A 23241-nucleotide genomic window follows, 5' to 3' on the forward strand; every position below is an offset into this window, starting at 1 on the left:
TTTATGAATGTAGGTGAAAAAATGAAAGCGAAGAAAGCAATGCAGGTTTTGAACCTGCTTTTGGTAATAGCACTTGCAGGAGCGATGTTCGTTCCTGTGGTTAGTGCTGCATCAAATGCTCAAAAAATCGATGATCAAAGCATTGTCGAGTTATTTGAACCTATTAATGCAGAAATTGAAAGTACAATGGCAAAAACGGTTACAACCGACGGATTAGCAAAAACAGATTTTAATTCGGAGAAATATTCAGAAGAACTGATAAAGAAATACCAGAAAAATCTGGACTTGATCATTGATTCTCTTGATAAAGGAACAGGAAATAAACTATCATTGAGTGAACGTGAAGATCTAAAAAAGATCATCGTCCAAGAACACATCGAAAGAGTCTCCTGGGATGAATTCAAGAAAAAATTAGGAGTGAAAGATGAAGACTTTAGAGATCTTACTATTATCTCGGGAGATTCATTGACCCAGGCAGAAAAAAGTCGGTTACCCCTCTCATTGACCCTTATTCAGGTTACAGTTGACAGAACTGGAGGTATAGGTTTAGATGGAGCTGGATTACCCTATCAGATCAATGGAGGAAACAATCTGTTATCTGTATCTGTTGATACCGTGTACGAAGGAAAGGATCTCTATGAATGTCTTTTTGCTGATGAGGATGCCCCTAATTTTGGCTTAGATGATGATTACGATGCATTGCGTTTGATCATGTACGGGACACTTAACGATCTTCAGGGATTCTTTATATATGACCCGGATGATCATAATCACCGATATATTGAATTTGGCAACGATTATGATAATGGATTAACTTTTGCCTTTACTGTTGGCCAACATGGCGCATTAACAACAGAATGGAGCATCGGTGATGAGATTTATATTAGCAATGTATGGAATCATGCCATGAGTCTTACTGACCGGAATTCAAACATGGGAAAACATACATATTATGTCTACTAATTTTTTTTTTTGAAGAGGAGATAATATCTTATGAATCTTGAGGGAACGGCAAAAAGTCTCGATCAGGCGTTTTATTATATTCTGTTGGTTGTTTTGGTTTTAAGTTCGTTCATGTATCTTTTTGTATTCATCCTCAACTGGGAAGCCTGGTTCTTCGGCATGAAGCTTGATGGTCCGGATGCAGGAATTCTGTTGTTCGTTTATTTCCTTGTTCCTGGTATTCTGGCCTTTCTTCTCTTCAGGTACCCTAGAAGAGTTTCTGTGATCGCCCTTTTGTCGATCTTATATTTCAGTTTCAGGTTTATCGATTCGTCGGCAACTGTTCGGGAGCTTAGCGGGGGAGTGAATTCGTTCAACACATTTAATGCGGTGCTGATGGTGATCCTCCTGTTTGTCCTGGTCGTCCACTTCATCGCCGCACGGTTCTATGAACCGGAGGGAGAATCGGACGAAGGTAATAAGGATGAAAAGAAACCTGAACCCGTTGCGGCCGAACCTGAAATATCTACACCTGAAAACGGGAAACAGGACAATTATCTGGTGGCAAAGTTATTTATTCTCGGGCTGGTGGCATTTGCCGTTGTTTTATTATTCGGTCCTCTTGTTGTGTCTGTGTTCTTTTCCTTCCTGGTTTCGTCCGTCTCCACACCTGCTCCGATAATAGTCGGGGACTCCGTGATCTCGAAAGTCGACGCAAACGGGACCACCGAATGGCAGACTGTAGTAAACGGTTATAGTGACTACCAGCAGGAAGTATGTTCTTCGAACGATGGCGGTTATATCATGGCCGGGATGTTCTTTCTCGGTGAAAAAAACCGAAATCTTAGGGCGATGAAATTCGACAACAACGGCAGCGTTATCTGGGATATCAACCGGAGCGTTTCCGCCTATCCCGAAGTAGATCTTCAAGATATCAAAAGGGCACTTCAAACAGGAGATGAATATACCATAATAATGCTCAACGGAATCGTTATCCGGCTTGACGAAGATGGAAACGAACTGTGGCATCGTTACTACCCTCACAAGAAACATATTGTTGACAGCATAGCCTTACCCGACGGCGGATATCTCCTGGTTGGCGAAGTGAACGAGGATGGCGCCGACGGTTGGAAGTTCGACGGTTGGATTCTCTGCGCAGACAGTGAAGGAAATACCCTTTGGGAAAAGAAAGAGAAGGATTTCACCAATTGCAGAAGAGCTGTAATGTCACCGGAAGGATATATCCTCTTAGACTGCTATGCCGGCTGTTACGATCCCGATTCGGCATGTTCCGATCCCGAACAGAGCGGTGATATGATCGTTGCTCTCGATCTCCAGGGGAATTATCTCTGGAAGACGAGATTCATCGAAAATATCGACGGTAAAGTCTATTCGATAGAGCCTCTCGACAACGGAACTATCGAGGTACGTTTACGTGGCGAAGGTGAACGGGAGTACATTCTCGACAAAGAAGGAAATGTCCTGATCCAAAAATTCCTCTCGTCACAGGCAGATTCATATGACCATGATTTTATACTTTACAGGAAATACGAGGCGGAACCGGTTGAAGGAAACGGGGTCCGGGTGAATGTAACAGAGGCGGACGGATCGGAGAAGTTTTTCATTATCCAATACCCGGAGAATGTATCGGGTATCAGGCAGGTTTTCTCTGTGAATCCCACCCCGGACGGAGGATATATCGTTGCAGGTTCTTAAAAGAGGCAATTCAATAATTATCTTTTTTTTTCGGGTCATCCAGCTTACGGTAACCATCCGGTAACTGCAATCGGTTGCCCCGATAGTTCAACAGACTAGTTAATATTAATGATGAATTGAATACAACTACAAGTTATCATATTACATATGGTAATGATGTAATAGCCGTTTATACACGGCCCGAACCTGATAATTTTTGGAGTTAAAATGGATTTTGTAGTAGGGATTTCAAACGGGCTTTTGGATTTCGTAATGAACTCTCTCATTTTGACATCCATTGTCTTTGCAGCGCTTTCGGTCCTTGTATACCTGGTATTAACACGGATCAAAGATGAGAGGATTCAACTTTTTATAGGGATTGCCGGGGGTTTTTTACTTCTCGCAATTCCTGTTTTTCCTGCCGGAGGACTCACGGGCTCCGCGGTCAGTGTTACAGGAGCAGTTCTTGTAATGATATCGCCTGTTATAGTCTTCAGGGGATATCTGGACAAAAAAGACATCCTGCCGGCAGTTTTTTTAGTCGCCCTTACTTATCCTGCAGATTTCCGAACAACATGGTACATGTGTGATTTCGTATACCCAGGCCTGTGGAATATCGGGGATTTTCTCGGCCCTCTCATTCTTTCGCTCTCGACAACGGCCCTTCTGGTATTTCTAAGAAGATATTATGAGAATTTTAAACACGAGAGGCGTCTTTTAATCCCCCTGCTGCTCTTGATCCCCGGAATTATCTGGTTCGCCGTTCCTGTGGCTGCTGCGTCGCTTTCGGCATTAATGTTCATATCCTTTAATGAACTGCATAAGGGAGTTCATAAAATACCTGATATTCAGGTTTTGGTAGTTATGATATTCGCGGCACTCATTTCCATTCTGCCCTGGCCGTTCCTTGCTTCTCTTCCCTGTGTACGGAACATTTTTCCGTTATGGATTCTTCCCGTCCTTGCGGTTTCGCTGGTTTCGGCTGCGTCTGTCTATTATCTTAGATCGAAATTTTCCGAAAGATGGATTGAAGTTTCAGTCTTTGTATTAGGATTTGCTCTTGCAGTACTGTTGTCTACAGCCACCATCTTATCCGCAGGGTGAACCGTTGCCACGCCCCGGACGGGGGATATATCGTTGCAGGTTCAAAAATAGGCAATTCAATAATTATTCGTCTTTTTTTCCGGAATTACTCAGAAATTACTGAGTGTTTGCTGCAGGTATCTTCTGAAGTTCAACAGCGCAAAGAAAAATTTTGCGGCATACGGCTGACAATTGATTCAATAAAGAGAAATTTATCGTTATTTGTAATATCGATAATTGAAATCCTTCTGTATGACGTTTTTTTCCGATCATTATATTTCATTGTTCAAGAGCATGGTGAAAGTTATTATTAAAGAGTTAATGCCTATTTTCAATTGGGGGGCGGATGGAGGAGTGATCCTCCATTCTTACCTTTCCTAAATACAACCATGTGGAGACTTTATTGGAAGAGAAGCCGGATAAATCAATCCGGTGCCTGAGTATCTCCTTACTGATCTCCGATAAACGCATTCAACTTCATCTTTGCCGGCATCGTACTGATTATGGTGCCTGATGCCGGTTGCCAGAAATCCGGGGATCTTTGTCCCCGCATGAAGACCGGAAAAGGAGTTATGAACACCCTAAGATCACACAAGTCCCAAATTATCTCCTTTTTCCGGTTTTTGACAGGTGAATGCAGTTGAAAGAGCGATACGAATAACTTATGCATGAACACTCCCTATTCAATCATATTACGGAAGGATTGCATGATTAAATTTCAGGCAGCGGAAAGGAACGGTCTGATAGTACTGATTATCCTGTGTTTCATTGTCGTTCTCTACGGTGCAGCAACATTCCAGTGGGGACTGGTTTTCTCCTTAATCTGGTTTCTTGTCGTAATCGTCATGGTTTTGATAATCCTGAAAAAATTCTCAGACTATATAAGGTCATTCGGGAAACTAAACCGGCAAATGGCATCTGATCTCCGATCATTAAAAAATTCGGTTGATGGCATGAGGGAAGAGACAGGTGAGATTAAGGCTCTCACAGAGAGCATTGCGAAAAAATAATCGAATGTGTCCTGATTTTTATTAAGAGCGGGATGGCAGCCGTATAATTGCAATTGTATTCGTATGTAAGAGAGTGGTGGGTGAAATAAATGAGTGAACCGGATATTAAATCGGATATAAACATGGAACCGGACAAGACAGACCGGATAATGGGTCCCGTTTTCGGGCTGCTTTTATGTATCATATGGCTTGCAGTCGTTATCTTTATCGAAGGAATGTTTTTTCCGGGTCAGAATATGGCAAACAATCTCCTGATCTCGTGGATAAACATAGGGCTCATTCCGTTCTTTGTAAGTCTGGGAGTTTACCTGTTGTATTACAGGAAACTCGGGGGTGTTGAAGCAGCCCGCAGTTTGATCGCCCTGAAAGGCGTTTTATTCGGATTTGCAATCTGGTTTGTCGTGATCTGGCTCTTTTTGATGGAGTCCGGGATTTCGTATATGCTCGTCGACGCAGGAGGATTTCTTATCATTATTGCATTAATCCTTATTTTCGAATGGAAAGTGAAAAGAGGTTGCCTGAATCCGGAAGCGTGCGGGATCACGTTTAAGGACTGATAAAACACCCGGCGAGTGGTTGAAGAATGAAAGAAAGGTACATCAATACGGCTCTTGTATGCCTGGTGGCTTCAGTCGTCGTTATGTCAGCGGGATGCACCGGGGTAATGCTCCCCACTGGCGGGGGCACGCGAATATCGGATGACAATCTGACTCACCAGCAGTGGTACAGTCAGCATGAGGAAAACCCTGATAAATACCTGTATAATCCTGAAAATCCCTTTGAGTGGACATTAAAAGGAATGGCATGTGCAGCTTCGGGAGGGAATCATGAAGGAGCACTCGAATATTACGATACCGCAATCGGACTCGATCCCGAATTTGGATTCGTCTATTACGAGAAGGGATTCTCTCTGTTAAACCTGAAGAGATATGACGAAGCCAAAGAGTGTTTTCAAAAAGCGGTAGAACTGAATCCTGATTTTAAACCGCTTGTCGAGAAAGATCTGCGGTATTTTGTCAGAGACTGAACTAAGAAAATTTCAGTTAAAAAATATTTTTTGGAGGAAGATTGGAACGGGGGATTCCGTTCTTTCCCCCTGATATTATGAATGTCATGGTGATTTCGTTTATTGCTGCATCTATATGTTTCTGATTTCGGTCTGGTCTGTATTTTCTGGTCTGGTTTGTCTGTTAATCGATTCTTTTGGGTAAGTTTGTTTTTTGGATCAAACATCTTTTCTTAATCACTGCAGTATTTCATTACTGAAGCACTGGTTCATCCTTTTGCATCGTCCGGTCTCGGTGAACCGGGAAAGAGTGTTCCGCCTTCCTGGGTCAGGCAGCATTCGTGGGGGGTCATTTATGGTTGCCTGCAGGGATTTGGCGGAGATCCTTTCCCTTCTTTACGGATTACCGGAAAGATGCACCGGGTAGACGAAGGTCCGCAGGAGAATCTGGTCGGGTTTCTCTTTGCGGTCTTTCGTTTTCCTCATCTGATTCTCCTCTTGCAAGGTGGGATGCAACTCCTGTGTTGTTCTCCACACCTTGTAAAATATATTTTACATTATGTTTTATATAACTTACTATTAGTCTCCAATGGTTAACCTGCGTAACCTGAAATTTCCTTTTTATTATACTGCGGATTTCAGGTAAATTCAATATAGGATTAATATGGAAGATTAACTGATGAAGATCAGTATCTGGGCGATGATGCTTATTCTCAGCGTATTGGTCGCGATAATCAGCCTGCTGCTGACCGGAACGATGAACATTCATAACGTTGTATATGCTTTCCTTTTCTGGCTCCTTGTAATCGGGGTAGGAGTCACTGGAATAATCGCTTTCTCCGGCCATTTTTTCAAAGCGGATGGGATTGCCGAAAAGATTGGGTGGCCCAAAGGAAATCCGTTCCAGCGTGAGATCGCATTTACGAACCTCGGGATCGGGATTGCGGGTGTGCTGTGCTTTTTCTTAAAGGACGGTTTCTGGCTTGCGGTGATCGTTATGTATTCAATATTCTCGGCAGGGGCTGGCTTTGGGCATATATACGAACAAAGAAAGAATGAAAATGCAGCCGAGTATAACACAGGGGCTGTTGTCGCATTCGATATCCTGATGCCTGTCGTGCTGATCGCTCTCTGGATTCTGATGTCTGTGACCTGACGCGGGCGATCGTTACTGCCGGAACCCGGTATATCAAATATACCGCAGATGTAATAATATAAAAAAACTATAATCCAATGACCTATGCCCGAAGATCTCTACAGGACGATACTGAACGATGACACGCCGCTGTTTTACGAGAGGCTCTCGGATTACCTGAGCGTACTTGGGAATCCGACAAGGCTGAAGATATTAAAGATAATCGAAAAAAATCCGAAGGACATCCGGGAGATCTCGAATGAGATCGGGACGAGCTACGAAAACACGAAAAAACACCTCAATAAACTTCTTAAAATCGGATTGATCAGAAAAGATGCCGGTGTCGGAAAGCCTACTTCAAAGGGTATACATGCGGTCTGGAAGTATTCAACGATTCCGGGCGGCCTTGAACTTATTGCACGGAATGTCGGCAGTTTCTGTAATATGGAGATTAAAAATCCCGAACTTGCAAGCCGGCTCGTAGAGATCAGGAAGATGATTGATGATGAAATATCATCGGATATGCCTGTTCTTGTTCTTCTCGGGGGGACGGATGACGGCAGGGTCTACACGGTCAGAAAGAATACGGTTAGACTCGGGAGGTATGACCCGTCTGCAAAGGGAATTTTTGACGAGGAGAATGACATAGTCCTGGATGACGATTACAGGGGCGTTACAAGGATTTCGAAACCGCACGCCGTAATAATCCTGGAAGACGGTGTATGGTGCATCATGGATGAAGGAAGTACGGGCGGGACCTCGGTAAACGGCAAATTGATTGGAAAGTCCGTTAGAACCGTTCTTTCAGACGGGGACATGATCGAACTCGGGGCCGGTGAAGGTATGGCTTCGTTTGTCTTCCACCTGAAGAAGAATTCGGATACTGCTGATGAAAATAACCTCAGTAGTGGTGATGAGATATGAATAAAGATCGTTTTCTCACCGGAACGTTGCCGGCTTTGCTAATATTGATCATGCTTTCCATAGTTTTTATTCCGGTTCAGGCAGCTTACGGCAGCCAGTCGTCGATGAATGATCACTCTATGGGAATGGGTCATGACGATGAGAATGAGTCATATGAAATGCCGGGGATGTCTGCAGCAGGTTCCGGTTCAGGCATTCAGGCAATACTGCCGTTAATCTACGGTCTCTTTGCGGTTGTGATCGTTCTTGTCCTCGTTATCCTCTATGTTGTTTTCATAAGACGCAGGCATGAAAAGCCCGGCGATGAAGAGGCATGCCCCGCAACTCCAGATGAGAATTATTCCTGCGGAATTGCCGGGGGGAATGAAAAAGTTTTTGCGGCTGATTTCCCCGCAGAACTTAATGAAAAGTATTCTGACCCTGTTCTTATAGGAAAGGGCGGGTTGTCGTCCGTCTACTCCGCGAAGTCGAAGGAGACGAGTGAGACGGTGGCTGTAAAGATCCCCACGAAGAGAGACGAGAGATCCGGCAAAGTGTTCCTCCAGGAGGTAAAGATCTGGGAGGAGCTCGCCCACCCGAATATTGTCTCCCTGAAATCTGTCAATGTCTTTCCTGTCCCCTATGTCGAGATGGAATATGTCCCCGATTCACTTGAGACGATAGAAAAACCGGTGGACAGAGATGTAGCGATCCAGGTTGCAGTCGGAGTTTTAAGGGGTCTCTCCTACGCCCATAAAAAAGGAATAATCCACTGCGATATAAAACCGGCCAATATCCTGATCGATGATGATTTCACCCCGAAGATTACCGACTGGGGGGTGGGGAGATCCAAAACTGGAGGCGGAACAGAATTTCACGGTTATACTCCTGCTTTTGCCGCACCTGAACAGGTTTCTCCCGGGGTTCCCGGCTGCACGGAAAGGACCGACATATTCCAGGTAGGGATGCTTATAATACGGATGGTCTGCGGGAAGACGGCCTTTGATATAAATTTCGGGAAGGACTCGAATACTTACCTTCAGGACTGCATAAAGGATGAAAGGCTCGGTGCTGTGGTTTTAAAATGCATCAGGAAAGATCCCGGGGAAAGATACGGCAGTGCAGAGGAGCTTTTATCTGAATTGTTGTCTATCTCAGGGAATACGGTCCTGAACTGACGGAAAAAAATAGAAAATTGATCTTTTTTGCTTCTCAGATGCAGGGGCAGTTGCCTGAGTTGGCGTTTCCGGAACCGTATCCTGTCCCGTTAAGGGTGCATGTGCTGTTGTTCAGGCAATATTCCCCGGAATTCCGGAAGCAATAGTTTTCAGCAATCTGGCATGAATTTCCGGTGCACTGGCCGTTAACATACGAATATTGGGCACAGTCCTGGGAGTATGCATGTGCCCCGTGGCATCCGCCGGTGTTTCCTCCCTGGTTATAACCTGCACTTGCAGGCATTGCCACCAGTGCCACCGCAAGGAGCACGAGGCCTGCGATTAATACAATCTTTCTCTTCATCTTTTTCATCTCCTTTAATATTAGAAACGGGAAATCTTGTGCACTGATATCAGGCAGCGTTCTTCTCCGGTTTCTGCAAATTATACTATGGCCCGTTTTCCTTTTATATTGGCAAAATGCAGTCGGTTTATTATATGAACCGACCGGTTCCATATATGAAATTATGAATGGCGGAGGAATGGATCGTTTTCTCGAAGAGCACCCTTACGTGGATTTTTCTTCCCCAAATGTCAGGGCGAAGGCGGAAGAGCTCTTTTCAGGGGTGAATAGTCCTGTCGAAAAAATTGTCCTGTCGAAAAAGCGGAGATCGCATATGAATTCGTCCGTGACGAGATCCCGCACAGCTTTGATATCAACGCTTCAGTGGTAACGGCGAAGGCGTCGGATGTCCTTTCGGCTGGAACCGGAATATGCCATGCGAAGGCAAATCTTCTTGCTGCCTTTCTCAGGAGTGCTGAGATTCCGGCGGGATTCTGCTACCAGCACTTAACACTCGCAGACGATGATTCTCATGGTTACTGCGTGCACTGCTACAATGCGATTTTTCCCGACGATCACTGGATCTTCCTTGATGCCCGCGGCAATAAAGAGGGAGTGAATGCACAGTTTTCACCGGGTGAGCCGGTCCTTGCTTTTCCGTGCCGCAAAGAGTATGATGAATATTTCTGGTACGGGATCTATGCTTCGCCGCAGATGCATATCATGAAGATGCTGGAGTCTTCAAAAACGATACCTAATGTATATCCGGGAATATGATTTTTATCTTGGACGATGGCTTTCATGTGTTATTTTCTCTTGTCACCTGTCTGAGAAACCTGCAAACAGATTAAAAAAATGGTAAATTTATTCCTTCCTGAGGAAGAGTGCGGCTGCCGTTCCCAGTGCGATCAATGAGACGAGTGCCCCGAATCCAGGTGTTGTTGTCGTCGTCGGCGGGGTTAAGGTAGCGGTTGAAGTTTTACTTGCCGTAACTTCCCCCAGTAATTCGAATGTTGTCGCCGCTGTTGAATCTCTTTCTACGGATTCAATTCTGACATCGTATTCATCAGGTATGAACCCTGATGGATCGACGTTTATGGACCATTTGTTGTCTGAATCACCTTCAACAACTTTGACCACCTCCGACAGTCCGCTGTACTCTTCGCCCTCTGATTTCTTTCCCGTTGAGAATGACGTGGACACTATTTCAACGATGAGGTTATCGTCCACAGGGAGATTCGTGGTTCCTGAAATTGTGAACTGATTACTGGTGTAGTAATAACTGTTCGCAGTGATCCGTATCCACGGATCATCACCATCGGTTGTTGTTTCTTTTGTTGTCACTACTGCAGATACAGAGGATGCAAGCAAAAAGAAAATGAATACGAATATGATTAAACGGTTTTTTGTATTCATGTTTCAAGTTTTTTGTTAGGATATAATAAAATATAGTGGTCAAATGACTACTCTTGTGTCGATTTATTAATTCTGACATAACTCCGGCGCGAAATTTGAAAAAAATTATGAAATCATTTCTTCATGAGGAAGAGTGCGGCTGCCGTTCCCAGTGCGATCAATGAGGCGAGTGCCCCGAATCCTGGTGCTGCTGTCGTCGCCGGCGGGGCTTGAGTGCTTGTCGTTGTTACTGCTGTTGCAGAAGATGTCGGGGATGATACGGTTATGGTTGGAGTGGTGGTTTTAATTGCCGTTGCCGTCGCACCTTTTTCCAGCAGGTCGAATGATGTTGTTGCTGTTGAAGTGGTCTCGACTGATTCAACGTTTACAATGTATTCGTCGGGTTCGAAGGTTGATGTATCGATATCAACGGACCATTTGTTGTAGGGGTCTCCCTTTACGACTTTGAGGATCTCAGACTGGCCGGAATATTCTCCGGCATTTGATGCGCCCGGTGAGTATGACATAGACATTGTCTCAAAGATAAGAGAATAACCTATAGGGAGGTTTGTGGTTCCTGAAATTGTGAACTGCTCGCCAACGTAGTGTTCATGGCCACCGGTCATATCGACCCTGATCCATGGATAATCACCATCAATTGTTGTTTCTTTTACTGGTGTTGCTGCAGATACGGCTGATATAAGCAAAAATAAAATAAAAATAGGTAAAATTAACCGGTTTTGATTCATATTTCCTGTTATTTATCTGATTATAAAAAAGTCTAATGTGACAAATGTCGATTCTTCTGTCGGTTTGTGAACTCAAAACAAATTCTGCATGAAATCAGTTTTTGTGTTTTAAGAATTATTCTGAGTGTTGGATTTGAATTATTATTTTTGTCTTTCAAGAAGTGTTTTTATTTCTGATTTGAGAAGGGGCAAATCCTTTTCTATAACCCCCCATACGACCTCGTCGGAGATGCTCGCATATCCGTGAATAAGCCGGTTTCTAAAAGATATGATTCTGGAGGGGTTCGTAATCCATTCTTTATATTGAGGGTTTATTTCAAAAAGCTGCTTTAATGCCTCTCTTATTTTTTCAAACTGCCTTTAAATTGCAGATTTGAGCATGAGATCAGACTCGTAGTCTTCGAAAGATTTTCCTAATACAAATTTTTGTATGTTTCCAGCCGACTCTTCAATGTCATGGAGATATTTTTCAGGTTCATGCTGAGGCATAGACCATTACTCCTGACTCGTCAATATTTTTCTTGAGATAAGGGTTTTTGACAGCCTCTTTTTCAAGGAGATCGATATTGCAGCCAAAATACTTTTCAAGCTCTTCCAAAAGGCCGAAATATGAATCGGCATGTTCAGCTGGTGTCATTTTCCTAAATGAAACCATAATGTCAATGTCGCTTTTTTCAGGATCAAAATCGGAACGAATTGCAGATCCGAAGATAAACATCTCGGATACTTTATATTTACGGCACAATTCTTCGAAATTTTTATCGTATTTCAAGAGATCCGGAAATGCGCTTTCTGGTTCCATCTGAATCTGGTACTGAATAGTTACTTTATGAAGTGTTATAATAATTATCTAAAATCCTGCGATGTCAATTATATTCTATAGCAAACGATGGTGAAACGATCACGAATGTATTGGTTGAAAATAATAACGATTGTATCGTCCGCAAAAAAATATTTGATTCGGGGCAACAGATAAAAGATCAAATGAAAACCATAGAAATATCTGATGAATTATATGAAGATCTGCTTTACCTCAGGGAAGGTGATGAAGCAATAAGCAAAACCTTAGAGCGTGAACTAATGGATTCAAGGGTCAAAGCTATTACAAAGAGAGTGAATAAGGAATTAGATGAAGTTGTAAAAAACAGTAAATATGGCGCCTGACCCTTTTTCCCGAAAAGCTGATGCTAACCACTTTTCAATATCAGGTGACTTTTTTGGACAAAAAGTACAAAAAAGTGGACTGAGCGGGAATTGAACCCGCGGCCTCTACCATGCCAAGGTAGCGATCTTCCCCTGATCTATCAGCCCAAAACAACTGCCTGAATATATTGGATTTTGCAGGATAAATATAGTTATGTTTTCTTTCTCCCCGGAAATGACGTCGTCCCATAAATTATTAGTTTCCCGCCGGAGACAACTATTCGTGAAAGAGATCTACAGGCAGTTTGCGCATATGCTCTTCGGCCTTGTCATTGCCGGGTTTATATACTATGTTCAGTTCATCAACGAAGCTTATGCAACATTGACATTAATCGCCGTAGTATTCGTCGGGGTCCTTATCGCCGATGCTGTGGACCGGGGGATAAAAGTCCCGCTGTTTTCCTTCCTCATCGAAAAACTCGAGCGAAAAGATACCTTCCCGGGAAAAGGCACGATATATTTCTTTATCGCGACTCTGTTCTGCCTCGCATTCTTCGGGAGTACAATCACGATCATCGCCATAGTGATGCTCTCGGTTCTCGACAGCGCTACAACGATTGCCGGGATAAACTTCGGGAGAAGAAAGATCTTCGGGAAAAAGACACTCGAAGGAACGCTCTGCGGGATCGGCGCAGGTTTTGTAATCATGCTGTTCTTTACCGGACCGCTGAATGCAATAATACTGGCGACAGCCGCGGGAGTAACGGAGCTTGTGTCTCCGGTCGACGACAACCTGACGATTCCGGTAGTAACCGGAGTTCTGCTCTGGCTTTTGGCAGGGGTCATGATCCTGTAGGTTTTCTGCCGGATTCCTCCAGCCAGATATATCCAATATTTTTATCGGCCGATTGCAATTAGTTCCGGATTCGTATCCTCAAGTATAACTATATATTAAAAAAAAGCTATGATCAAAGTGATAAATTATGCATGAGCGGACCCTTTTAAAAGTTACAATAATCCTCTTAATATTCCTGATAATATCCGCGATAGGAAACGTATTGTTCTTCATCGAATACAACTCCCGGGAAGTGTGCAGCTGTAACACAACTTCCGACGATACCGAAGAGGTTGAGATAGTCCTAAAAGAGATGTCCTATATGGATTACAGCGGTGTCATGCTCGAAGGCGCCGATCTTTCTGATGCAAATGCATACAAAGCGGTCTTCCAGGGGACCGATCTCAGGAATGCAGACCTTCACGGCGGTATATTCTCGCTTGCAGACTTCACGGGAGCTGACCTTACCGATGCTGATCTCGTAGGCGCCGCATTCGACTATGCAGATCTTTCGGGGGCAGTCTTAATCGGTGCCGATATGCGGTACGCAGACCTGAGAGGAGCGGACCTTTCCGGTGCAGACCTCACGGATGCATTGATCGAGGGCACTGACCTTAGGTGGGTAACAGGGAATTATACGATCTGAAAAGAGAATAAAAAAATAAAATCATATCATATTTTCTATTGAAGAGAGCACGCGGGCTCTCGACTTCTGCATATCCGGCTTTGTAAGAATCTGGCCGTCTTTTATGAATATTTTAATCATCGGTTTTGCATCTTCGGGCGGAGTCACTCCTTTCGGCAGGAGCAGGTGGTCGCCGTTATCAAACTCGTAAACCTCCTTGACTCCGCTCTTCTTGCCTCTCTTCGAGTAGATCTTCTCTTCTATCTCGACGATATCGAGCGAAAAATCGATGACCTGTGCATTGGCGATCGAACCGCCGACACCGAATGCATCCACTATGTCCCTGTACTTCAGGATGTCGTCGGCAGTAAGCCCGCCGGAGAGAAAGATCCCGACATCCGGAAATCCGTTTATATCCAGCTCCCAGCGAACCTCCTCGAGGATCTGCCTCATATCCCCTTTACGCGATGAGGGTGTATCGAGGCGGACCGCCGAAGCACCAGCCTTTGCCGCATCGAGCGCCTCTCTCTTCTCGTCACAGTATGTATCGCAGAGCATCACGCGGGGAACGTCGCCCGGAGCATGGCGATCGAACGCGAGCCATGCGTCGAGAGGCTTTTCAAAGCACATGACAAAGGCGTGGGGCATCGTCCCTGCGAGCGGAATTCCCGCCGGCGCACTCGTGCTGCTTGCACCGTCCACTCCGCCGACCCATGCCGATCTCTCTATCATCCGCGATATCGCCGGGTGCTGTCTTCTCGAACCGAACGAGTATACCGGTCTCTGGGCTGCACAGGCCTTTATTATCGCCGCAGATGTCGCGATCCCCGAGGCGTGGCAGATGAATCCCAGGAGTGATGTCTCGTATTTCGCAAAATCACGGTAATGGCCGGAGATCCTGATCACCGGCTCGCCGCGGTAGAAGATACTCCCCTCAGGCATTGCGTAGACATCTACGGGAAGCCCTTCGAGAAGCGAGAGGGCGTCGTCCAGGCCGCAGAAGACACCCCATTCGTCCGGCAGGTTCTGGGCGGTAATCTCAACGGTGACTACCGGGTTCTTTCCCTCGAGGGCAAGGATGTCTGATGTCCTGACGAAGTATATATCGGTATTTTCGCCTGACTTTATCTCGTTGTCATCAACAGTATGAAAGATTCCCATTCACTGGTATATTGGCGATTGAAAAGATTAGTTTTTTGTAATTTTCAGGAACCACAAAACATCCTCATAAAACATTCCGCACTTCGGCAGGAAGGGCACCCGCTTTGGGGCGGCGGGATTGATATGAGATGATTGACATAATTTTAGATGGAGACCGCCGATGCTTGGAATAATTGGAGGCACAAGCCTGTTATATGCCGATCTGCCCGAACTGGAGAAGAAGGTGGTGCCGACACCGTTCGGCCCCGCCGAGGTGCTTTTCGGGGATATCGTCATCCTCATGAGGCACCAGTTCAACACCCCGCCGCACAGGATCAATTTTCCTGCCTGCCTTTCCTCACTTAAACTATCGGGGGTGAACCGGATAGTCGCATTCGGATCGGTGGGCTCGCTCAACAGGTCAATCGGACCGGGAAGCGTGGTCCTGCCCGATGATTATCTTTCGATGTCGAAGATTCCGACGATCTTTAACAGCTCGATCGGGCATGCCTCGCCGTCAATCGATGCCGAGATCCACGACGAACTGTCTTATATCGTCCCCGAAGCTGTCAAGAAAGGGACATACGTCCAGACCGACGGTCCGAGGCTCGAGACGAGGGCGGAGATAATGGCTCTCAAGGATCTCGGCGATGTCGTGGGGATGACGATTTCAAGCGAGGCGACAATTGCAAACGAGCTCTCGATACCCTTTGCCGCGGTATGCATGGTGGATAACTTCTGCCACGGCCTCGGTGCGGAGGAGCTGAGCTACGAATACATACTCGAAAAATCGAGAAGCAACAAGGAAACGACCGAGAAGATACTCGAAAATATTATTGAGAGACTTGGTTGAAAATTAAGGAGCACAAGATATGACGAACGAAGATCCTGATATATTCGGCGGCGGGAGCTCAGTCCTGCTCGTAAACGTAATAGTGAACGGAAAGAAGGGCAGTATATACATCGACGAATCGGGCAAAATAGGTGAGACCTGCGAGGGAACAAACGCAGGACTCAAATCCGAGGCCGAATTCATCATCGATGGAAACGGTGCGATCGCAACGCCGGGTTTCACGAATACACACACCCATGCGGCGATGTCCCTCCTGAGAGGATATGCGGACGACATGCACCTCCAGCAATGGCTGAGTGAGAAGATCTGGCCGCTCGAAGCACACCTGACCGGCGAAGACGTCTACCGGGGAACGGAGCTCGCCTGCATCGAGATGATCCGGTCAGGGACGATCGCGTTCAACGACATGTATTTCTTTATGGACCAGGCCGCAAAGGCGGTCGATGAGATGGGAATGAAGGCGGTCTTGTGCCACGGGTTCATCGATTTCGGTGACGAAGCGAAGAGGGAGTCCGAGATAAAAGCCACCGAGGCACTCTACTCGCACGTCAAAGGCATGAACAACCCGAGGATCAAAATGGCGACCGGCCCCCACGCCCCTTACACCGTTTCGAGGGAGGGCCTTACATGGTGCTCGGAATTTTCGAAGGAGAAGGACGTCCACCTCCATATACACCTGAGCGAGACCGAGACCGAGGTGAAGGAATGCATCGAGCAGCACGGAAAGAAACCTGCCGAACTCCTCGAAGAATGCGGCTGTCTTACGAACAAGACGATCGCCGCACACTGCTGCTGGCTCGACGATGCCGAATGTGAACTGCTCGGGAAATACGGAGTATCGCCGTCGCATAATCCCGCATCGAACATGAAGCTTGCCGGGGGAAGGGCGATGCCATACCAGAAGCTCCTCGATGCCGGTGCGAATCCTACGCTCGGAACAGACGGGTGTTCGTCGAACAACAACCTCGACATCCTTGAAGAGGTCAAATTCGCTGCACTGCTCCAGAAATTCTTCTGGAACTCGGATACAGTTCTCCCTGCAAACGAGGCATACGATATGATCACCTCGGCGGGTGCAAAGGCCCTCGGCTTCGGGCCGGGAAGGATCGAAAAGGGAGCGCCCGCGGACATCGTCTTGATCAGGACCGATGTAGCGTGCAACACCCCGCTCTACAACCCTGTCTCGAACATTATCTACTCGTGCGGTTCGAATGCCGTCGATACTGTCATCTGCGACGGAAGAGTTCTCATGCACGAGAATACGATCCCCGGCGAAGAGGAGATCCTGAAGAAGGCCTCTGAAACCGCCTTCGATCTCGTGAGGAGAAAGGAAGATGCAGGGTAACCTGCATTACTTTTTTTGTTCAGTTTTTTGGAGTTAGTCATTTTCGGAAAAAATTAATCCGCTCCGGTAAATCTCCACCTGTCCGGTGGAATCGTTATCCTGAAACAGGCGCCTTCGCCCGGAACCCCGTTCTCGCTGATAGTGATATCGGTAATTCCCAGGATCTCCCTGACTAGGAAAAGTCCCAGTCCTGAATTTTTTCCGTATGAGTGATTGAATATCTTCTCTTTTTCATCTTCAGGAATGCCTGGGCCGTCGTCACGGAAGAACAGGCAGCCTGTTTCGTCTTCCCGGGAGAAAGACAGGCTGATGGCGGACGCACCTGTTGCATGCCTCATAGTGTTGTCCATCAGGTTGTAAAGCACTCTTTCAAACATCGAGTCTGCGTAGATCTCGATCTCCTCTTCAGGATCTATTGCCCTTAGCTGATGAAACCAGGAATTGCTCAGGTAAACCTTCCGGAAGGTCTCCCTAACGTCGATCCATGCAGGAGCGTTTACCCCGATGTCCTGGTAATCCCTCGTGCTTATTACGACGTTGTTCAGGCTGCGCACCGATCTCTGGATCTTCTGAACATAACTGTTATTCTCGGGATTCTTCCGGACAGCATCCGCATCAGCAATCATCTCCGTATAGGCCGTAATGACAGTCAGCAGGTTCAGCATGTCGTGTCTCGTAATGCTTGAGAGCATATTGAGCTTTTTATTGGATTTGAGTATCGACGTCTCCATCCTTTCGATCTCGTTCTGTTTCCGGTCGAGCTGGAGGATCAGCCTTTCCGTTCTTAACAGCGGTATGGATGCGATTATTACAGCCAGGATCGTGGTGACGATTATTGTTACTATATGGGATGTCCAGATTGTGATGCCGGGGAATATTGCCTGCTTGGATAATTCGTAAGCCGACATGAATATGAAAGTCAGGATGAAAACAATCGAGATATTCTTCAAAAACCGTGTTTTGGCCTTCTGGTGCTCATTTAAGAATTCTATATTTTTCTCTTCACGCACCCTTTCTTCCCGGTTTTTCATTCGCAATTAAATTATTTTTTCAACATATATACTGTGCTTTATGATTCTCAACGGCCGTATGGGCGAACATGCCTGTGGCGGTGCTGTCCTGATTTATGCTCGCTTTTATCGAAAAGCCACCTGAAATATTATTCTCTGACGGATATATTTCCTGATTCCAGTTTGTTTTGTCAACTGCATATATCGGAATCAAAAGAACTTTTTCAGTTCAGGACATACAGGTGTTAAGGTGATCTTACTTTGGGTTTAAGAGACATGCTTGTCCCCAATGATGACAGATTTTTTGACCTCTTTGAAAGACAGGCTGTTGTACTGAAGAAGGCTTCTGCACATCTCCTGAATACTTTTGAATCTTTTGAGGATGTCAAGAACAAATGCCACAAGATGAAGAATTACGAACACCAGGGCGACGAAATTACACACGACATCTACCAGCTCTTAAACAAGAGTTTTGTAACGCCGATAGAGCCTGAAGACATATCCCGGCTTGCCAAGGTTCTTGACGATATCCTCGATCATATAGACGATACCTCAAGCAAGATGTACTTCTACGGGATAACCGAGGCAGATCATTACATGGTCGATCTTGCAAAGCTCATCGACAGCCAGGCGAACGAGATCGAGGATGTTATTAAGGAGATGAGGAATTTCAAGAACATCGAAATGATCGAGGAGAAATGCATAGAGATAAACCGCCTTGAAAATCTCGCGGACGAGATTCTCGGAAATGCACTTCGCGAACTGTTCCTCTCCGACGATGCCAAGAAGATTATTAAGAACAAGGACATCTATGAGACACTGGAAATCGCTACCGACAAGTGCGAAGAAGTGGCGAACGTCCTCTTTGACCTTGCAATAAAACATTCCTGATCAAAATGGATATGATTATTATTTTTGCCGGAATCATCCTCGCCCTGCTGTTCAACTTCGTGAACGGGCTGAATGATGCGGCAAATTCAATAGCAACGGTGATTGCCACAAGGGCCCTGACGCCTCTTCAGGCGGTGGGAATGGCGGCAATCTTCAATATGATCGGGCCGTTTTTGTTCTCGACCGCGATTGCAAAAACTATCGGTAAAGGAATTATCGACTCTTCTCTTCTTACACCATATCTTGTTTTCGCTGCCATGTTCGGAGCAGTTTTGTGGGTTTTTGTCTCTTCTGTCTTTGGTATTCCTGTATCGAGCAGCCATGCCCTTGTAGGGGGCATCGTCGGTGCCGGTATAGCGATGGGAGGAGTTACTGTCATATTGTGGCCCGAATTATCCACGGTCTACCTGCTTGTATTATACACGCTGGCCGGAACTCTTCTCATAACGATAGTCTTCTCGGCATTGCTTGTAGCTGTAGGTGAGGATTGGCGGCGTTATCTGGCATTTACCATTCTTTCAGGTATTGCAGTGACGATTCCTGCATTGATTATCTCGGGCCTTCTTGAGATAAGCGGGATTCTTGCGATCGTGGTATTCATCGTGGTGTCCCCGATGCTCGGGTTCATCGCGGCTTTCCTCCTGGGAATACTGATGATGAGGCACCTCCGCAACTCAAACCCGGCGAAGGTCAACCGCAATTTAAGACCGCTCCAGATAATGGCGGGGGCATGGCAATCGGTTGGTCACGGTGCGAACGATGCTCAGAACGCGATGGGAATGATCACCGCGATGCTCTTTGCGGCAGGCATGATCTCGGTCTTCGAGGTTCCTCTCTGGGTTATAATATCTTCATGTCTTGCAATTTCCATCGGAACAATGCTCGGGGGCTGGAGGGTCATAGATAAGATGGCCCACAAGATTACGAAGATAAGACCATACCAGGGTTTCTCGTCGGCGGTTGCGGGCGGTGCTGTCCTGTCGCTGATGACTTCTTTCGGTGTTCCTGTCTCGACGACTCATGCGATCAGCGGATCGATCATGGGTGCGGGTTCGACAAGAGGCTATTCGTCCGCGGTCCGCTGGAATAATGTGAGAGAGATCGTAATGGCATGGTTCATAACGATCCCTGCATCGGCCTTCGTCTCCGGGATCGTCTACCTGATTATCAGCATATACATCTGATTATATCTGGTTTCGGTGGACGAAACCCTTTTTTTTATTATGAACATTAAATCCGCTTTTAATCTCTTGTCCCGGCAAATGGCGAATTTTAAGTAAGATTGCGGTTAAGTTTACCGGGATAAGGAAAGGTGTTCTGGATGACTTTTTGTAAGCCCGGTTTGGTAATTTTATTATTGATTGCAGCGATCTGCGTGGTATTCTCCGGTGGATGTATTGATGAAGGGGATTCTGCTCCTGAAGAGGAGATCGAAACTCCGACGGAGACTCCGGCCGTGACGGCTACGCCAACTGAAGAAGCCACGGCGACGGGAGAGAATGTCGATTATTCGGACTCTTACAACTGGCTATCTCTCCCCGGCGTAGATAAAGAGGTCGACGTCTTCTATGTCTACCCGACGGTGAGTGCGAACGAATCCGGTTCTATGGTTATTTCGGACGACGTGGACAGGGCCCTTGCACAGGGAATCTTCGAAGCACAGGCGAGTGTATACGAGCCGAGTGCAAATGTATTCGCTCCTTACTACAGGCAGATGTCGACCGGGGTTTCGATGACTTCGGCTGACGAGCTTGCGACGGATACCCCCGAGTTCAAACAGGGTGCGGCCGATGTGCAGGATGCATTTGAGTATTATATCGAGAACCTGAACGAAGGACGGCCGTTTATAATCGCAGGTCACAGCCAGGGGACGATGGCCCTGATCGAGCTGATAAAGAACCGTTTCGGTGACGACGAAGAGTTACGCAGCCGTATGGTTGCCGCATACCTGATCGGTTATACGGTTACGGACGACGATCTTGCACAGGCCGGACTGACGGCGGCGACGGGTGCGAATGATACGGGTGTCGTTGTTACATACAATACACAGTCACCGACTTCGGTCGGAGGACCGATGCTCATGGCGGGTGCACACTGCATCAATCCGCTCAACTGGAAGACCGACGATACCTATGCCTCAGCCTCAGAGAATCTCGGTGCAAGGTTCTACAATGATTCGACCGGAGAGTTCATTCGAGAGGTCGCAAATTACTCGGACGCACAGATCAACATGACCTCCGGGGCACTGATGACGAATATTCCAGAGGGAGAGGAGCTTGATATCGGCCCCTATCCCGAGGGCGTCTATCACCGTTACGACTATGCGTTCTGGTACAGGAATCTTGAGCAGAATGTCAAGGACAGGATCAAAGCGTATATAGGAAGTAAAGTTTTTATCGCCTAGATCCTGTGGATCTCTTTTCTCTTTTTTTTATGACGTGGGAGATATTTCCAGTCTGCTTATTAACTATTTTGTTCCCTGAAATACCTGCAAAAATCTTTTATCACGCATCTCTCACAATCAGGTTTTCTCGCGGTACAGATCGCCCTTCCGTGCGAGATCAGCAGGTAGTTCATCTTTCCCCAGGCATCTTTGGGGAATAAAGCGGTCAGGTCCATTTCGATCTTTACCGGATCTGTGTTGTCCGTCAGCCCGATCCTCCACGAGACCCTCTTTACGTGGGTGTCGACCGCGATCCCCTCGTCGATCCCGAATGCATGGTTGAGGACGATGTTTGCGGTCTTCCGGCCGACACCGGGGAGGGTGACAAGCTCCTCCATCGTCCGTGGAACCTCGCCGCCGAAATCACTGCAGAGGATCTTTGACGATTCTATGATGTTCTTCGCCTTTGCCCTGAAGAACCCGGTTTTTTTGATAATCGTCTCGACGTCCTCCTGCTTCGCCTGTGAAAGTGCAGCGGGGTCCGGGTATTTCGAGAAGAGATCGTCCTTCACCGAGTTTACCATATTGTCTGTAGTCTGGGCCGAAAGGATCGTCATTACAAGGATCTGGAACGGGTTGTCAAAGTCGAGAAAGTTGAGATTCGTATCTTCGTCCAGGTATTCCGCTGCGAGGATCGAGTAGATCCTGCATGCCTTTTCCCGCTGCATAAAAAAGACCTGATGGGGTAGGGCAGATTCGAACTGCCGTCAAAGCGTCCCAAACGCTCTAGGATGGACCAGGCTACCCTACTACCCCGTTTTTACCTAAATAAATGTGTGTTTTTTGTAAAAATAACTGCCGATATTGATTATACGCAGATTATATCCCGTCGAGCGGGTTCGCACCGCCGGGAGACACTATGCTTCCGCTGAATTTCCCGTCGATCAGGGCGTCCCTCAGGTTTTCGGGTCTTCTTCCGTCTATAACCACAAGCGGAATTCCGCTTCTCTTCAGGACCTTTGCCGCAACGAGGTCGATGACCGTATTCGAGCCCGCTTCCATCCCTGCCCCGGATACAATATCGAGAAGTTCGTCCGGCGTGATGCTTTCGTATTTTACTGCGCCGGGATTCTTCTTCGGGTCTTCGGAGTAAATCCCGTCGATCGATGTTACGTTGACGAAGAAGTCAGCACCGGCCCTTTCCGCAAGAACGGCTGAGACCGCGTCCGTGGTCTGTGCGGGTGTAACGCCGCCCATCACGACGATCTTTCCAGAATCTCCGGCAATGAGCGCTTCGGTATAATCTTCCGGCACCGACCTGTATGCTGCATCCCCGAGCGCCCATACGAGCATTGATGCGTTTATCCTCGTGACAAGAATCCCGAGTTCGTCGGATGTCGCCTCGTCGATCCCGAGCAATCTTGCCTGATCGATATATCTCCGGGCCTCTCCCCCTCCCCCAACGACTACATAGACGGCATACTTTTTCGACAATTCCTTCAGGATTCCGGAAAATTTACTGATATTGTTGGATTCAAGCGACGGAACAAGAATCGAACCTCCGACTGACAGGACAATCTTTTTCATTCTGGCTGAAT

The 23241-nt window shown here is 46.6% G+C and carries 29 protein-coding genes and 2 tRNA genes; 19 read left to right on the forward strand and 12 right to left on the reverse strand.

The genetic code is table 11. From position 1 onward, the window contains the following. The first annotated feature begins 3 nt into the window (after positions 1–3). The 9 genes from MPET_RS04110 to MPET_RS04155 all read left to right on the forward strand — a co-directional run bounded on the left by MPET_RS04110 (position 4) and on the right by MPET_RS04155 (position 8952). A complete protein-coding gene (locus MPET_RS04110; protein WP_013328758.1) occupies positions 4–963 on the forward strand; it encodes a hypothetical protein in 960 nt (319 codons plus the stop codon). A 30-nt stretch (positions 964–993) separates the two neighbouring features. Next, positions 994–2658, forward strand: a complete 1665-nt coding sequence (locus MPET_RS04115) for a hypothetical protein (protein ID WP_013328759.1) — start codon at positions 994–996, stop codon at positions 2656–2658. A 207-nt stretch (positions 2659–2865) separates the two neighbouring features. Further along, entirely contained in the window at positions 2866–3741 is an 876-nt protein-coding gene (locus MPET_RS04120) for a hypothetical protein (RefSeq protein WP_013328760.1), read from the forward strand. Positions 3742–4427: 686 nt separating this feature from the next. Beyond that, the gene (locus MPET_RS04130; RefSeq protein WP_013328762.1) at positions 4428–4730 is read left to right on the forward strand and encodes an acriflavin resistance protein; all 303 of its coding nucleotides are present in this window, start codon (positions 4428–4430) and stop codon (positions 4728–4730) included. 89 nt (positions 4731–4819) lie between these two features. Then, on the forward strand, positions 4820–5287 hold the full coding sequence (locus tag MPET_RS04135) for a hypothetical protein (protein ID WP_013328763.1): 468 nt from the start codon (positions 4820–4822) through the stop codon (positions 5285–5287). A 26-nt stretch (positions 5288–5313) separates the two neighbouring features. Further along, positions 5314–5757 (forward strand): tetratricopeptide repeat protein, encoded by a 444-nt coding sequence (locus MPET_RS04140; RefSeq protein ID WP_013328764.1) that lies wholly within the window; start codon positions 5314–5316, stop codon positions 5755–5757. 658 nt (positions 5758–6415) lie between these two features. Next, entirely contained in the window at positions 6416–6892 is a 477-nt protein-coding gene (locus tag MPET_RS04145; protein ID WP_013328765.1) for a DUF6790 family protein, read from the forward strand. Positions 6893–6976: 84 nt separating this feature from the next. Next, positions 6977–7795, forward strand: a complete 819-nt coding sequence (locus tag MPET_RS04150) for an FHA domain-containing protein (RefSeq protein WP_013328766.1) — start codon at positions 6977–6979, stop codon at positions 7793–7795. Next, positions 7792–8952, forward strand: a complete 1161-nt coding sequence (locus MPET_RS04155; RefSeq protein ID WP_013328767.1) for a serine/threonine-protein kinase — start codon at positions 7792–7794, stop codon at positions 8950–8952. The genes MPET_RS04150 and MPET_RS04155 overlap by 4 nt, the downstream gene beginning before the upstream one ends. Positions 8953–8986: 34 nt before the next feature. Here MPET_RS04155 and MPET_RS04160 read toward each other — a convergent pair whose 3' ends face one another. Further along, entirely contained in the window at positions 8987–9295 is a 309-nt protein-coding gene (locus MPET_RS04160) for a hypothetical protein (protein ID WP_013328768.1), read from the reverse strand. A gap of 163 nt (positions 9296–9458) precedes the next feature. Between MPET_RS04160 and MPET_RS15470 the strand changes: the two genes are divergently transcribed. Together MPET_RS15470 and MPET_RS04165 are read left to right on the forward strand one after the other, a co-directional pair. After that, positions 9459–9665, forward strand: coding sequence for a hypothetical protein (locus MPET_RS15470; RefSeq protein ID WP_225353848.1), 207 nt, complete (start codon positions 9459–9461; stop codon positions 9663–9665). After that, the gene (locus tag MPET_RS04165) at positions 9629–10051 is read left to right on the forward strand and encodes a transglutaminase-like domain-containing protein (RefSeq protein WP_263640446.1); all 423 of its coding nucleotides are present in this window, start codon (positions 9629–9631) and stop codon (positions 10049–10051) included. The genes MPET_RS15470 and MPET_RS04165 overlap by 37 nt, the downstream gene beginning before the upstream one ends. An 87-nt stretch (positions 10052–10138) precedes the next feature. Here the strand turns inward: MPET_RS04165 and MPET_RS04170 are convergent, their stop codons facing one another. The 5 genes from MPET_RS04170 to MPET_RS04185 all read right to left on the reverse strand — a co-directional run bounded on the left by MPET_RS04170 (position 10139) and on the right by MPET_RS04185 (position 12190). After that, complete coding sequence (locus tag MPET_RS04170; RefSeq protein ID WP_013328769.1) at positions 10139–10690, reverse strand: PGF-CTERM sorting domain-containing protein; 552 nt, start codon at positions 10688–10690, stop codon at positions 10139–10141. A 113-nt stretch (positions 10691–10803) separates the two neighbouring features. Beyond that, complete coding sequence (locus tag MPET_RS04175; protein WP_048130613.1) at positions 10804–11376, reverse strand: hypothetical protein; 573 nt, start codon at positions 11374–11376, stop codon at positions 10804–10806. Positions 11377–11559: 183 nt separating this feature from the next. Then, the gene (locus tag MPET_RS15670) at positions 11560–11763 is read right to left on the reverse strand and encodes a HepT-like ribonuclease domain-containing protein (RefSeq protein WP_394295954.1); all 204 of its coding nucleotides are present in this window, start codon (positions 11761–11763) and stop codon (positions 11560–11562) included. A 15-nt stretch (positions 11764–11778) separates the two neighbouring features. Then, positions 11779–11907 (reverse strand): hypothetical protein, encoded by a 129-nt coding sequence (locus tag MPET_RS15585; protein WP_263640444.1) that lies wholly within the window; start codon positions 11905–11907, stop codon positions 11779–11781. After that, the gene (locus MPET_RS04185) at positions 11894–12190 is read right to left on the reverse strand and encodes a nucleotidyltransferase family protein (protein WP_225353849.1); all 297 of its coding nucleotides are present in this window, start codon (positions 12188–12190) and stop codon (positions 11894–11896) included. The genes MPET_RS15585 and MPET_RS04185 overlap by 14 nt, the downstream gene beginning before the upstream one ends. Before the next feature lie 212 nt (positions 12191–12402). Here MPET_RS04185 and MPET_RS04190 point away from each other — a divergent pair, with 212 nt between their 5' ends. Continuing rightward, on the forward strand, positions 12403–12582 hold the full coding sequence (locus MPET_RS04190) for a hypothetical protein (RefSeq protein WP_013328772.1): 180 nt from the start codon (positions 12403–12405) through the stop codon (positions 12580–12582). 75 nt (positions 12583–12657) lie between these two features. On the opposite strand, the gene MPET_RS04195 is transcribed toward MPET_RS04190, so the two are convergent. Beyond that, positions 12658–12729, reverse strand: a tRNA-Ala gene (locus MPET_RS04195). Between the two features lie 115 nt (positions 12730–12844). On the opposite strand from MPET_RS04195, the gene MPET_RS04200 reads away from it, so the two are divergent. Further along, the gene (locus MPET_RS04200) at positions 12845–13417 is read left to right on the forward strand and encodes a diacylglycerol/polyprenol kinase family protein (RefSeq protein ID WP_048130617.1); all 573 of its coding nucleotides are present in this window, start codon (positions 12845–12847) and stop codon (positions 13415–13417) included. Positions 13418–13544: 127 nt separating this feature from the next. Further along, on the forward strand, positions 13545–14042 hold the full coding sequence (locus MPET_RS04205; protein ID WP_013328774.1) for a pentapeptide repeat-containing protein: 498 nt from the start codon (positions 13545–13547) through the stop codon (positions 14040–14042). A gap of 21 nt (positions 14043–14063) precedes the next feature. Here the strand turns inward: MPET_RS04205 and MPET_RS04210 are convergent, their stop codons facing one another. Next, positions 14064–15182, reverse strand: coding sequence for a nicotinate phosphoribosyltransferase (locus MPET_RS04210; RefSeq protein WP_013328775.1), 1119 nt, complete (start codon positions 15180–15182; stop codon positions 14064–14066). Positions 15183–15342: 160 nt separating this feature from the next. Here MPET_RS04210 and MPET_RS04215 point away from each other — a divergent pair, with 160 nt between their 5' ends. Together MPET_RS04215 and MPET_RS04220 are read left to right on the forward strand one after the other, a co-directional pair. Beyond that, on the forward strand, positions 15343–16014 hold the full coding sequence (locus MPET_RS04215) for an MTAP family purine nucleoside phosphorylase (protein ID WP_013328776.1): 672 nt from the start codon (positions 15343–15345) through the stop codon (positions 16012–16014). A gap of 19 nt (positions 16015–16033) precedes the next feature. Then, positions 16034–17359, forward strand: coding sequence for an amidohydrolase family protein (locus MPET_RS04220; protein ID WP_013328777.1), 1326 nt, complete (start codon positions 16034–16036; stop codon positions 17357–17359). Between the two features lie 53 nt (positions 17360–17412). On the opposite strand, the gene MPET_RS04225 is transcribed toward MPET_RS04220, so the two are convergent. Then, entirely contained in the window at positions 17413–18390 is a 978-nt protein-coding gene (locus MPET_RS04225; protein WP_013328778.1) for a sensor histidine kinase, read from the reverse strand. A gap of 240 nt (positions 18391–18630) precedes the next feature. On the opposite strand from MPET_RS04225, the gene MPET_RS04230 reads away from it, so the two are divergent. The 3 genes from MPET_RS04230 to MPET_RS04240 all read left to right on the forward strand — a co-directional run bounded on the left by MPET_RS04230 (position 18631) and on the right by MPET_RS04240 (position 21664). Continuing rightward, positions 18631–19260 carry a DUF47 domain-containing protein gene (locus MPET_RS04230; RefSeq protein WP_048130620.1) on the forward strand — a complete coding sequence of 210 codons (630 nt, stop codon included), beginning with the start codon at positions 18631–18633 and terminating at the stop codon, positions 19258–19260. A gap of 5 nt (positions 19261–19265) precedes the next feature. Then, positions 19266–20444, forward strand: coding sequence for an inorganic phosphate transporter (locus MPET_RS04235; RefSeq protein ID WP_013328780.1), 1179 nt, complete (start codon positions 19266–19268; stop codon positions 20442–20444). Between the two features lie 137 nt (positions 20445–20581). Further along, positions 20582–21664 (forward strand): DUF3089 domain-containing protein, encoded by a 1083-nt coding sequence (locus MPET_RS04240; RefSeq protein ID WP_013328781.1) that lies wholly within the window; start codon positions 20582–20584, stop codon positions 21662–21664. 59 nt (positions 21665–21723) lie between these two features. Here the strand turns inward: MPET_RS04240 and nth are convergent, their stop codons facing one another. The 3 genes from nth to pyrH all read right to left on the reverse strand — a co-directional run bounded on the left by nth (position 21724) and on the right by pyrH (position 23230). Further along, entirely contained in the window at positions 21724–22371 is a 648-nt protein-coding gene (gene nth, locus MPET_RS04245) for an endonuclease III (RefSeq protein WP_013328782.1), read from the reverse strand. Between the two features lie 13 nt (positions 22372–22384). Continuing rightward, positions 22385–22459, reverse strand: a tRNA-Pro gene (locus tag MPET_RS04250). 63 nt (positions 22460–22522) lie between these two features. Then, positions 22523–23230: a UMP kinase gene (pyrH, locus tag MPET_RS04255; RefSeq protein ID WP_013328783.1), complete on the reverse strand. Its 708-nt coding sequence runs from the start codon at positions 23228–23230 to the stop codon at positions 22523–22525. Between the last annotated feature and the right edge of the window lie 11 nt (positions 23231–23241).

The sequence above is a fragment of the Methanolacinia petrolearia DSM 11571 genome, assembly GCF_000147875.1.
Classification (GTDB): Archaea; Halobacteriota; Methanomicrobia; order Methanomicrobiales; family Methanomicrobiaceae; genus Methanolacinia; species Methanolacinia petrolearia.